Source organism: Paenibacillus sp. FSL H3-0457, from assembly GCF_037981725.1.
Taxonomy (GTDB): Bacteria; Bacillota; Bacilli; order Paenibacillales; family Paenibacillaceae; genus Paenibacillus; species Paenibacillus amylolyticus.
Genome location: NZ_CP150283.1, coordinates 6,763,746 through 6,775,447, shown reverse-complemented (window position 1 = coordinate 6,775,447; position 11,702 = coordinate 6,763,746). Strand labels below are relative to the sequence as shown.

General features: G+C 46.1%; 11 protein-coding genes. 8 read left to right on the top strand and 3 right to left on the bottom strand.

The window, feature by feature from the left end:
- Positions 1-129: 129 nt before the first annotated feature.
- From greA to rlmN, 3 genes are all read left to right on the top strand, one after another.
- Positions 130-606 carry a transcription elongation factor GreA gene (gene greA / locus MHH25_RS29810; protein WP_036612258.1) on the top strand — a complete coding sequence of 159 codons (477 nt, stop codon included), beginning with the start codon at positions 130-132 and terminating at the stop codon, positions 604-606.
- A 282-nt stretch (positions 607-888) separates the two neighbouring features.
- On the top strand, positions 889-2,244 hold the full coding sequence (locus MHH25_RS29805; RefSeq protein ID WP_076329216.1) for a sodium-dependent transporter: 1,356 nt from the start codon (positions 889-891) through the stop codon (positions 2,242-2,244).
- Positions 2,245-2,423: 179 nt separating this feature from the next.
- Positions 2,424-3,518: a 23S rRNA (adenine(2503)-C(2))-methyltransferase RlmN gene (rlmN, locus tag MHH25_RS29800; protein WP_339196085.1), complete on the top strand. Its 1,095-nt coding sequence runs from the start codon at positions 2,424-2,426 to the stop codon at positions 3,516-3,518.
- A 171-nt stretch (positions 3,519-3,689) separates the two neighbouring features.
- Here the strand turns inward: rlmN and MHH25_RS29795 are convergent, their stop codons facing one another.
- Entirely contained in the window at positions 3,690-4,130 is a 441-nt protein-coding gene (locus MHH25_RS29795; protein ID WP_339196083.1) for a GNAT family N-acetyltransferase, read from the bottom strand.
- A gap of 212 nt (positions 4,131-4,342) precedes the next feature.
- Here MHH25_RS29795 and MHH25_RS29790 point away from each other — a divergent pair, with 212 nt between their 5' ends.
- The 5 genes from MHH25_RS29790 (at position 4,343) to MHH25_RS29770 (ending at position 9,313) form a co-directional block, all read left to right on the top strand.
- Complete coding sequence (locus tag MHH25_RS29790; protein ID WP_036612335.1) at positions 4,343-4,783, top strand: MarR family transcriptional regulator; 441 nt, start codon at positions 4,343-4,345, stop codon at positions 4,781-4,783.
- A 101-nt stretch (positions 4,784-4,884) separates the two neighbouring features.
- Positions 4,885-5,994 carry a glycosyl hydrolase family 8 gene (locus tag MHH25_RS29785; RefSeq protein WP_036612246.1) on the top strand — a complete coding sequence of 370 codons (1,110 nt, stop codon included), beginning with the start codon at positions 4,885-4,887 and terminating at the stop codon, positions 5,992-5,994.
- A gap of 112 nt (positions 5,995-6,106) precedes the next feature.
- A complete protein-coding gene (locus MHH25_RS29780) occupies positions 6,107-6,982 on the top strand; it encodes a diguanylate cyclase (RefSeq protein WP_036612242.1) in 876 nt (291 codons plus the stop codon).
- 160 nt (positions 6,983-7,142) lie between these two features.
- A complete protein-coding gene (locus MHH25_RS29775) occupies positions 7,143-8,438 on the top strand; it encodes a glycosyltransferase (protein WP_036612238.1) in 1,296 nt (431 codons plus the stop codon).
- A gap of 146 nt (positions 8,439-8,584) precedes the next feature.
- Positions 8,585-9,313, top strand: coding sequence for a class I SAM-dependent methyltransferase (locus MHH25_RS29770; RefSeq protein ID WP_036612235.1), 729 nt, complete (start codon positions 8,585-8,587; stop codon positions 9,311-9,313).
- Between the two features lie 198 nt (positions 9,314-9,511).
- On the opposite strand, the gene MHH25_RS29765 is transcribed toward MHH25_RS29770, so the two are convergent.
- Positions 9,512-10,294: an ABC transporter ATP-binding protein gene (locus MHH25_RS29765; protein WP_036612232.1), complete on the bottom strand. Its 783-nt coding sequence runs from the start codon at positions 10,292-10,294 to the stop codon at positions 9,512-9,514.
- A gap of 78 nt (positions 10,295-10,372) precedes the next feature.
- A complete protein-coding gene (locus MHH25_RS29760) occupies positions 10,373-11,596 on the bottom strand; it encodes an MFS transporter (protein ID WP_340018753.1) in 1,224 nt (407 codons plus the stop codon).
- Positions 11,597-11,702: the final 106 nt, after the last annotated feature.

Here is an 11,702-nt window from a genome sequence, read left to right as displayed (position 1 = left end):
ATGGGCATGGTTCTGATTTCATTGAAATACAATATATGGATGAGCTATTTCTTTTTCCGGGGTATGCTAACCCTTTGGAGTGGATATAGGTTAGAATATAGATAGATAGCAGGATTAGGAGATGGAAAAATGGCTAATGATGAAGTGATTTTGACACAGGAAGGCTTGGAAAAGCTGGAGGACGAACTGAAGGATTTGAAGACGGTGAAGCGTAAGGAATTGGCAGCTCGTCTGAAACTCGCGATCAGTTACGGTGACCTGAAGGAAAATAGTGAGTATCATTCAGCCAAAGATGATCAGGCCTTTATGGAGACCCGAATTTTGATCTTGGAGAAGATGCTGACAAAAGCAAGAGTCATTTCTTCAGACAATATAGACTCCAACAAAGTGAGCATTGGATCGACGGTGTTGCTTAATGACATTGAGTTCGCCGAGAAGATTGAATATAAAGTGGTTGGTCCTGCCGAGGCCGATGTTGCGGATAATAAAATTTCGTACGAGAGCCCGCTGGGCAAGGAGATAATGGGCAAAGAAGTGGGCAGCGTCATTCATGTCAATGCTCCGATGGGCGTTATCAAGTACGAGTTACTTCAAATTAAAGTGTAATTCAAAAAGAGAGGTGCTTCGCAGTCATCCAAATGGCTGAGGGGACACCTCTTTTTGATTCTATTGGGCTTTAACGGTTGGGAATACGGATTTGTTGAAACTTCATACGGTTGGACTAACGGACTTTATCACATACTGTGTTTAAGGAACTTATGAGCTGAAGATTTCCGTATGTTTTATATGTAAAAAAATAACATTTCGACAAATTTCGAATTTCGAATGACCTGACAAGTTGAGTAGTATATAATTACGGGAAAACTTTAAAGTGATGGAGTAGATACGATGAATTTTAGTAAGCCTAATCTAGATCAAGACAACGCTGGCAAAGGAGAACGTTTCTCCCAAGCTGGATTTATCCTGGCGGCCATTGGTAGTTCGGTTGGTCTGGGCAACATGTGGAAATTCCCATACATTACGGGTGAGAACGGAGGGGCTGCGTTTTTCCTGCTCTTCATCGTTTGTTTGCTGCTGATTGGTCTGCCGGTGCTACTGGCGGAACTTGCGATTGGTCGCAGTGGCAGAGGTAGTGCAGCTACGGCTTTTATCAAAGCAGGTGGACATAAAGGTTGGCTCGCAGCCGGATTGCTGCAAGTACTGACGCCTTTTATCATCCTTTCTTTTTATGTCATTATTGCAGGGTGGACCCTCCAATATGCAATTACGTCATTCAGTGGAACACTGTTCAACAATCCGGATTATGCCGGACAGTTCGATTCCTTCATAGGTGGTTATATGCCGATTGTATGGCAACTGGTCGCGGTCCTCATTACAGGCTGGATTGTAGCCAAAGGGGTATCCAACGGAATCGAGAAATTCAACAAAGTTCTGATTCCAGCTATGCTTGTACTGCTTATTATCCTGATGATCCGTGCGGTTACATTACCGGGTGCAGGCGCAGGTGTCTCCTTCTTCCTGAATCCGGACTTCTCGCAGCTTACAACGGAATCCGCACTGGTGGCGCTTGGACATGCCTTCTTCTCCCTGTCACTGGGGATGGGTATTCTTGTAACCTACGGTTCGTATGTGGATAAAAATCAATCCCTCGGTGCGGCAACCGTCGCCGTTGGTGCAGGTGACCTGATCTATGCATTCATTGCCGGTCTGATCATCTTCCCAACAACATTCTCGTTTGGTATTGCACCGGACCAAGGACCGTCACTGATCTTTGTGGCACTTCCGGCGGCCTTCTCGGCAATGCCACTTGGTTTCTTGTTTGGTGGACTGTTCTTCATCCTGCTGGCTATTGCGGCATTAACGTCAGCAGTATCCTTGCTGGAAGTTCCGGTGAAATATTTCATGGAACGTTTGTCCTGGAGCCGAAGTCGTGCGGTATGGGTTATATCACTAGCGGTCTTCATCGTGGGACTTCCTTCGGTATTGTCGCTCGGCTTGCTGCCTGAATGGACGATTGGATCGAAGAGTGTGTTCGACTGGATGGACTTTGTAGCATCCAACATCCTGTTGCCTGTCGGTGGACTGCTTGTAACGATTTTTGCCGGATACTTCTGGAAAACGGCTGCGGAAGCTTCCGGCCTGCGTTCCGGATGGTTCCGGGTGTGGCTGTTCATGCTGCGTTACGTAGCTCCGATCCTGGTTCTGCTGGTTCTACTGCACACATCCGGTATCATTCACTTCTAATGGTGAAGGCCCGATAGGGTGAAATATGGTATGTTGTGCAGATTTACCATGGATAAAACCTCTTGGAAGAAATGCAAAAGCCCTTGTTTTCCCTCGTCAATTTTGGGACAATACGGAGTAGAGGTTTTTTGGGTAGGACCGATAAGCCATATGCTTTTTTGCGAAAAGAGGATTATACAATGAACAAATCATCCATATATGGATTAACATTAGAGCAATTACGTTCCTGGCTGCCGGAGCATGGGCAGAAAAAATCCCGTGCATCCCGGATCTGGGAATGGTTATATCAAGAGCGTGTACACGATTTCCCCGCGATGTCCGATGTCCGTCAAGAATGTTTGGCTGTTCTTTCTGAGCACTTCACAATGAACTCTCTTAGCGAACATGTGAAGCAGGAATCGGCAGATGGTACCGTGAAGTTTCTGCTTCGGATGCAGGACGGCAACCTGATTGAGACAGTATTGATGCGGCAAAAATACGGACTTACCGTCTGTGTGACCACACAAGTGGGCTGTAATATTGGCTGTAGCTTCTGTGCGAGCGGTCTGATCAAGAAGAGCCGGGACCTGACCGCTGGAGAGATTGTGGAACAGATTATGCATGTGCAGCGACATCTGGATGCAGCAGGTCAAGATGAGCGGGTAACCAACGTGGTTGTGATGGGGATTGGTGAACCATTCGACAACTTCCAGCACATGAGTGATTTCATCGAAGTCATCAAGGATCGCAAAGGACTGGCACTTGCCGCCAAACGGATTACTGTGTCCACGAGTGGCCTTCCGGACAAGATCAAGGAATTTGCAGACAGCAGTCTGCAGGTTAACTTAGCGATCTCTCTGCATGCACCTAATAATGAACTGCGTACACACATCATGAAGATCAACCGGGCTTTTCCGATTGAGCAATTGATGGATGCGGTGGATTATTATCTGGCTACAACGAACAAACGCATCATGTTTGAGTACATCCTGTTACGTGATGTTAACGATCAACGTGAGCATGCCGCGGAGCTCGCTGAACTGTTGTCCAGTCGCAGAAGTATGGTCAGTGTGAATCTAATCCCATACAACCCGGTGGATGAGCACAGTCAGTATCAACGGAGTACAGAAGAGTCGATTCTGGGCTTCTATGATACACTCAAAAAGAACAACATCAACTCCACTGTACGTATGGAACATGGTACCGATATCGATGCTGCCTGCGGACAGTTGCGCAGTAAACAAATGAAGAACAACGCTGTCGAATCCGAACCAGGCCGTCTGGCACTGGGATAAGATACAACGCGGAGCTGGCAAGTAAGTTAGGATACTTGGTTGTATAATTATTAGTGCCTGTACTTTGTACGTGCCACCTACCGTTGTTGAGTTCGCGAATGCGTTGCCTGAATGCAAAACGCCTCTGTATATCACTGAGAAGTGATAACGGAGGCGTTTTTTGGAGTTTCATTATTTCAGTTTTTTGGTCATCAGCAGATGGGGGATGCCGTCTTCCATAAATACTTCCGACGCGGGTGCATATCCGAGACGTTCGTAGAACCCGGAAGCTTGTACCTGTGCGTGCAGCTTGGCTTTCTCAAGACCATCAGCAACAGCCATCTGCTCCAGTTTGTTGATCAGCACACGGCCCAGGCCGTGTTTGCGGTAATCAAGCAAGACACAGATCCGTTCCAATTTGGCGACCTGTTCCACAATGCGCAGTCTGGAGGAAGCAGCAGGTACACCGTCTACGTAGAGCAGAATGTGGCGCACCTCCGCGTCTAATGTATCATAAGCATCGAATTCGTCCGCTGCGGATACGCCTTGTTCTTCGACGAAAATAGCCGTACGAATGGCGAAGCAGGCATCGAGCAATTCCTGATTAGTAACTTCAACAATCGTTGTATTCATGAATGTTTCTCCTTTGGACGATAGTAATCATATCCGGGCATGATAAACTGGTATATAGCATAATCATTGCAGCCGTTCCATGTGAGTATGATGGTTAAAATTCAATTCAATTTAACTGTAGTTATATCACTATTTATGTTGTGAATGCAACAATTTTATAAAAGGGCGTGAGCGCATTGACTGATAAAAAAGAAGTGTTGCGTGAAATTGGCATGATTGCCCGCTGTCTGGATTCGATCAGCAATGTCGAATTTCAACATCTGAACTTGTCCCGAGGCCAATATCTGTATCTTTATCGCATATGTGAGAATCCGGGCATTATTCCCAACCAGCTGGCTGAACTAATCAAAGTAGATCGAACGACAGCGGCCAGAGCGATTAGCAAACTCGAATCCGATGGATTTATTGTCAAACAGTCGGCAATAGACAATAAGAAGAACAAGTTGTTATATCCGACAGAAGCTGGCCTGAAAGCATGGGAATTCATTCGTAAAGAGGGCGAGCATTCCGACCAGGTGACGCTGGACGGCTTTACGGATGAAGAGATCGAGACCGCGGTTAAGCTTCTCCGCCGAATGCGCCACAACATCGAGGTAGACTGGAAATTTGTCAAAAAGGGCGGACGGCGGTCCTACATGGATATCTCAGAATGAACAATACCTCTATCCTTGACCCCTACATCCCAGACCCTAGCCGAACCGATCTCAAGGAGCAGAGTCATTATCTCACAATAGCAAAAGTACAGGAGGGAATCATGAAGAGAATGAACCGGAAAACAGTAACGTGGTTGGTCATATTGGTGGTCAGTATTGCAGCAGCGTTCATTATTTTCATGAAGGAGCGGTTCGTGATGAATGAATTATCCCCTACAGTATCCTTTGTCCAAGATCATATGACCAATCCCAATGGTTTACTTGCGTCCTATTTGCAGGATGCCACATCCGAAAAAGCGGATATCGTAGCAGGCAGAGAGGTTTTATCTGAATCACTTGGTCTTTGGATGCAATATGCTGTAGCCAAGAACGATCAGGCGTTATTTGAGCAAAGCTATGAGCTGCTGACGACCTATTTCCTCATGCCGCAAAAATATATTGCCTGGAAGCTGGATGCTGAGGGAAAATCTCACGTGACCACCAACGCGCTCGGTGATGATTTCCGAATTGTCGGTGCCTTATTAAAGGCAGCAGATCAATGGCAACAGGGAAGAGAAGCCAAAATGGCAACGGCCTCGGATATTTCCCGTACACTGACGCAGTCGGTTCAGAATAAAGGATATTATGTTGATTTTCACGATTTTGGCAATGGTTACTCCGCGGATATGTTAAGCCTGGTTTATGTGGATCTACCGTCTCTCCAATTAATGGAGAAGCATGAATTGCTGGAGCCGGGCACATATGCCAAGTACGAATCTATGTTGAAGAGTATGCCGGATGACGGGATATTTTATCCGAAAACATTCAATGTGGGGACGAAAGAGTATACATATGATGACACAGTGAATCTGATTGATCAGCTGATCGTAGCGAACCATCTAACTGCGACCAGCCGCAAACCGGACAAGCTCATTGCTTTTTTGAAAAAAGAATTCAATACCCGTCATCAGCTGCCGGGACAATATAAGCGTAGTACTCGCACACCTGCGGTATCTTACCAATCTCCATCCGTATATGGACTCGCGATGCTGCTTGCGGTTCAGTCAGGTGATCCAAAATGGGCGAAACAGCTGTATAAGCATATGATCAGCATGCGTAGTCTGGACGCCAGTTATCCAGGCGGATATGTATTTAGTGGAAACACACATATGTTTGATAACCTGTTTCCTTTGCTTGGGGAGACTGAATTACAAAAGTTACTTAAAAAGTAATAAAAATGTCATTTAATATATTCAACAATGTGTTAACATGATGTTTGTCTATTCATGTCATATATTGTTTACTCGAAATATCACTAACCAATCTACTGGAGAGAAGAAACCTATGAGGAATAAAGCACCCATCCTTCGTATTGCATGGGGATATGCGAGTTTGATTGGATTAGCCGTAATCCAGCAGCTCGTTGTCTATCTTAAGATTTATATGAATCAGAGTTATACTACACTGGATGTGGTGTTTAGTATTGTGTCGCTTGGAGCGCTGATCCTGGGTTTTGTGATACCTGTCGGGGTATCTGTCGTCGCCGGATTTATCTATCTGGTCTCTTATTTTGTATGGCTTGTTACCTACGCGGATGTAAGTGTACTTACGTTCTCTTGGTGGCTGCTCATTCCAGCCAATGTGGCTGTGGCTGCTTTTATCAAGGCAAGTCTTGTGCGCAATGCGCGTGTCATGGAGCGTCTGCAGGAGCTTCAGGAGCGTAATCCGGAGATTGACCTGGATACCTCTCTGGGTAATAAGGATGCACTTGCGGATACGCTTGTTAAGCAAAGTAATCTAGCCAGACGTTATTCGGAGCAATATGGATTCAGCATGGCGATGTTCAAGATCGAGTTTTTGCCGTTGGTACTGGAATCACTCGGTTCCGTACGTTATGCACAGTTCCTTCTTGAACTATCCACTACCATACAGAAGCAGATTCGGTTTGAGGATTATAAATTTTTTGTGGATCGAGGACGTTTTGTGATTATCTGTCCAATGACCAATGTGGAGTACTTGCCCATCCTGACACAACGGATCAAAAAAGCCATGATGGATCTGCAAATCATCGATAAAAAGGGAAATGAGTTGCAGACGGTTATTCGATCGGGTGCACTGGTATTTCAGAAGGAACAATTCAGTAAGTATGAGGATATCGATGCTGTTATTGCGGCACTGGAACGGAACACAGAGACAGATCTCATTGGTGAATACATCTAGATGCTATGGGGGAGGAGTATTTCTGTGAATTATTTAACATGGTTTGTTCCATTATGTATTGTAGTTAGCAGTTTCTTTGCCATTACGATTCTTATATTAACCTTTGCGACTCTTCGTTTTCGAGGGAAAATTAACAGGAAATATGATCGGAGGAAATTGAATGGCTGATTTCCTGCTGTTGATGTCCATCCTCAGTATTTGGATATCCGTCACCGAGTCGATTGTCATTATGGCTGGAGCTATTCGTTTCATTAACAAACAAGAAAAAAAGGGAATTCAAATTCCTGAAAGTATGGATGATTACCCCACTGTGACTGTCATGGTGCCTGCGCATAATGAAGGGGTAGTTATCGTGTCTACCGTTGAGCATATATTGCGTCTGAACTACCCTGAGCATAAAGTTCAAGTTATTGTTATTGCAGATAATTGTACAGATAATACAGCAGAGCGCCTGAAGGAACTCAAGGCCAAGACGAGTTATGCAGATCGTGACTTTACCATTCTGGAGCGTACCGGTACAGGTGGGAAGTCGGGAGCTTTGAATGATGGCCTTGAACTGGCGTGGGGAGAATGGATATGTATCTATGACGCAGATGCGGCGCCTGAGCGGAATGCATTGATGTTTTTGACACAAAAAGCATTGGAAAACCCGGAGAAGTATGGTGCTGTATTTGGTCGAAACAAAGCTCGTAATCGGGGTCAGAATTTTCTCTCCCGTTGCATTAATCTGGAACTTGTAACGGTCCAACGTGTTCACCATACGGGGCTATGGGAGTTATTCAAACTGGGCACGATTCCTGGTACGAACTATATTATCAAGGCAGCACTGATCCGTGAGATTGGTGGATGGGACCCTGATGCGATCACGGAAGATACGGCCGTGTCGTTTGATATTCTTACTCGGGGTCAGCTTATTGCATTAGCGCCACAAGCAGAGGCTTACCAGCAGGAACCTGAGCAATTATCGGTATATATGAAACAGCGCCAGCGCTGGTCCAAGGGAAATTACCAGGTTGTTATCGACAATGTGAAGCATTTATTTGACCGTACTAGCTGGAGAATTAAACTGCATGTTCTGTACTATGCTGCAAGTTATTTTTGGTTTATGATCGCTATTATTGTATCGGATATTATTTTTGTCTCGAATCTAGTGTATCAGGTTATTGCATTATTTAATCCGAATGTCATTTCTCCCTTCCAGTTCTCAGGGGATGTTTACGTGTATCTCGTAATAGCATGGGCATTAATGTACTACATTTATGTACTACAAATTAATCTCGCACTCTCAGCAGATATTGGGCAAAGCAATACGCAGAATTTTATTGTGGCCTGCCTCTCCTATTTCACATATGCCCAGTTATTTCTGGTCATATCCGTCAAAGCATTTATCTCGCTTATTGGAGATAAGCTATTCCGGAGAGAAACCAAATGGTACAAAACGCAGCGTTTTGGCTGAGAAACATCAACTTATAAATGAAGGGCTGTTTTCTGGATTCGTTCAGAAGGCAGTCTTTTTTACTATGGAAAGATTGGTTGGCATTATGTATACTCTTTCAGGCTGTACATATTGAACGTTGCATAAAGGAAACGGAGGCGTGTGGAATGGGCTACAGAGGACCTGAGTTTTACGATAATGAGGAAAACTTTGAGAAGTATATGGAACGCCGCCAGTGGCAGGAGAATGCCAATGATACGTTAGAGAAACCTGTTATGCTAGAGCTGATCGGAGACGTTGCGGGCAAGAGCATACTGGATCTTGGCTGCGGGGATGCGAGGTTTGGCGTAGAATTGCTCCGTTCTGGTCAAGAGGGTACAACTTACACGGGAGTTGAAGGTTCACTGAATATGGTGCGGGCAGCTAACGAATCGGTTAAAGGCACGAATGCACAGATTGAGCAAGCGTTCATGGAAGACTGGACCTATCCGGCGGGAGCATATGATCTGGTTATATCGAGACTGGCTGTTCACTATATTGAAGATGTGGAGAGCCTGTTCCGCAACATATACAATACTTTGAAAGAGAACGGGACATTTGTATTCTCTGTAGAACATCCTGTGATCACGTCCACACTGCAACCCTCCGGGACTCGAACGGATTGGGTGGTTGATCAGTATTTTGTAGAAGGATATCGGGAGCAGCAGTGGCTGGGCGGTTCTGTGAAAAAGATGCATCGTTCCATTGAATCGTATTTTATGGCATTGCAGCGGGCAGGGTTCCGTGTAGAACATTTGCGCGAGTCAGCACCACAACGTGCTTATTTTGTAAACGAGGAAACCTATCTGCGCAGGCAACGCATTCCATTGTTTCTGTTTTTAAGTGCCCGGAAATAGGATATTGGTAAACGTATAGATAAATAGATGAAACCGTAAAGTTATACTCATAAATTAGAAAGTTCTACACAGAAAACGGTGGATAACACTAGATATAGGAGTAAAAAGCCCGAAATCTATCCACATGTGGATAAGATATCGGGCTTTTACTGTTAAGTTTCTTCACCTATGTTACGTTTGCTGTGTATAACCCCGCAATTATAAATCCGCCGCAGCTCTGACATAGACACGTTCTCCATGCTGATCAACTTCCACAGGTGCCTCGAAGAAGTCGCTAAGCACTTCCGTATTCATCAGATCGCCAGTTAATCCGCTACGGACGACTTCGCCCCGTCGAAGCAGGAGGCTGTGACTGAATACGGGCAATATTTCCTCCGTGTGATGGGTGACATAGATGAGCGATGGGGTATCCGGTCGCTGGGACAATTCACGAATACTCTCCAGCAGTCGCTCTCTTGAGAACAGATCCAGTCCATTGCAAGGCTCGTCCAGAATAAGTACCCGTGGGTTGGCCATAAGTGCTCGTGCAATGAGAAGTTTCTGTTTCTCCCCTTGAGAACAGGTACGATATTCGCGATCCCACAGGTGCCGACAGCCCAGCGTTTGCATCAATTCCTGTGCCTGTTCCAGATCATCATTCGACAGCTTGTCATACAAGCCAATGGTGGCATGTTTGCCGCTGATCACGACATACTGTGTGCGGTCTGTGCCATGCAATTTCTCTTGCAGAGATGAACTGACCCAGCCAATGGATTTGCGAAGCTGTCTCAGATCCACATCCCCATATTCATGGCCTAACACGGATATCTTACCTTCGGTCGGCCAGAGATATCCGGTGATCATGTTCAGAAGTGTTGTTTTGCCGGAGCCATTCAGGCCGAGCAACGCCCAGTGTTCACCGTCATTAACTTGCCAGCTTACATCGTTCAGCAGGGTAAGGGGTCCCCTTTTCCAAGTGACATGCTGTACATCAATAATCATGCGTTATTCCTTCCTTCTGATATCCTCGAGTGTCTTAGGTGTATTGTAGTCACAAAATCAGTGAGGTTTCAACGGTTATCATGCTGTTCTTGGTTGGTCCTTGCGCAGAAATACAGCACACACACCAAGCAGTGGCAAAAACGAACATAACTTGATAACAAACGAAATGCTAGTCACGTCAATTAAGGAACCTAACACAACCGAGCCAAGCCCAGCCATGCCAAACGACAGGCCAAAAAACAATCCGGATACCGTTCCAATATGACGAGGAAGCAATTCCTGTGCATAGACAATGATGACGCTGAAGCCGGACATCAGGATGAGTCCAATCATTCCGCACAACACCATGGACAGGACAGGTCCCGCATAAGGTAGCAACAGGGAAAACGGTGCAGTGCCTGCAATGGAAAACCAGATCATCGGTTTGCGTCCGTAGCGGTCAGCGAGTGGGCCGCCAAGCAAGGTTCCGACCATGCCTGCAAATTGCAAAATAAATAGACAGATCTGTGCCTGGGAGAGCGGTAAGTCATATGCATCGGCGTAATAGAAGGCGTAGTATCCGGTCATACCAGCAATATATACAAATTTGGAGAACAGCAGCAGGATGAGAATTCCCATTGTGAAAGCGATGAATCCCCGGCTTACAGGCCGAGCTCCTGGCTCTGCGCCGCTTGATTTTAGAGGGCGTTGCTGACGAATGCGAGTCTCGGTAAGCTTGTCTCTGTACCAACGACTGACAAAAGACTGAATGAAGATGCCGATCAGGGCAAAGCCCATCAGCCATAGAAAACTACGCTGCCCATGTGGCAGCAGGATGAAGGCGACCAGCAATGGAGCAATGGCCTGCCCTGTGTTGCCTCCCACCTGGAAGATCGACTGCGCCATTCCGCGTCCACGGCCGGCTGCCATGTGGGCCACTCGTGAGGATTCGGGGTGGAGGATGGATGAGCCTATACCAATCAATGCTGCCGCAACAAGCAGCATCCATAACTCGGAAGACAAGGCTAAGCCGAGAACACCGATCAGGGAGAATAACATGCCTCCGGGAAGCAGGATCGGCATTGGCTTGCGGTCTGACATATAACCGACCAGTGGCTGAAGGACGGATGCGGTAATATTCAGGGTGAAGGCAATCCAGCCCATCTGGGCGAAACTGAGTTGCATGGTCTGCTGGAATAACGGGAAAGCAGACGGAACAACTGTCTGCATCGCATCATTCAGCAGATGGGCGAAGCTGACTCCGGCAAGTGCCCAATTGGCTGAAGAGTTGATTTGCATTTTGCTTAAAGTGGCCTGAGCCATGGGAGATCACCTCGAATTATTTTTTTCAATGATAAAAGATGGGGGCAGATCATGTCTTTGTGAAAAGTGCTTGGAAAGTGAGCACGATTTGCTATAATGTCAGCAG

What these genes read in the sequence shown, in the direction of transcription:
- greA (WP_036612258.1), top strand. Translation starts at nt 130, where the DNA reads ATGGCTAATGATGAAGTGATTTTGACACAGGAAGGCTTGGAAAAGCTG.
- MHH25_RS29805 (WP_076329216.1), top strand. Translation starts at nt 889, where the DNA reads ATGAATTTTAGTAAGCCTAATCTAGATCAAGACAACGCTGGCAAAGGA.
- rlmN (WP_339196085.1), top strand. Translation starts at nt 2,424, where the DNA reads ATGAACAAATCATCCATATATGGATTAACATTAGAGCAATTACGTTCC.
- MHH25_RS29795 (WP_339196083.1), bottom strand. Translation starts at nt 4,130, where the DNA reads ATGAATACAACGATTGTTGAAGTTACTAATCAGGAATTGCTCGATGCC.
- MHH25_RS29790 (WP_036612335.1), top strand. Translation starts at nt 4,343, where the DNA reads ATGATTGCCCGCTGTCTGGATTCGATCAGCAATGTCGAATTTCAACAT.
- MHH25_RS29785 (WP_036612246.1), top strand. Translation starts at nt 4,885, where the DNA reads ATGAAGAGAATGAACCGGAAAACAGTAACGTGGTTGGTCATATTGGTG.
- MHH25_RS29780 (WP_036612242.1), top strand. Translation starts at nt 6,107, where the DNA reads ATGAGGAATAAAGCACCCATCCTTCGTATTGCATGGGGATATGCGAGT.
- MHH25_RS29775 (WP_036612238.1), top strand. Translation starts at nt 7,143, where the DNA reads ATGGCTGATTTCCTGCTGTTGATGTCCATCCTCAGTATTTGGATATCC.
- MHH25_RS29770 (WP_036612235.1), top strand. Translation starts at nt 8,585, where the DNA reads ATGGGCTACAGAGGACCTGAGTTTTACGATAATGAGGAAAACTTTGAG.
- MHH25_RS29765 (WP_036612232.1), bottom strand. Translation starts at nt 10,294, where the DNA reads ATGATTATTGATGTACAGCATGTCACTTGGAAAAGGGGACCCCTTACC.
- MHH25_RS29760 (WP_340018753.1), bottom strand. Translation starts at nt 11,596, where the DNA reads ATGGCTCAGGCCACTTTAAGCAAAATGCAAATCAACTCTTCAGCCAAT.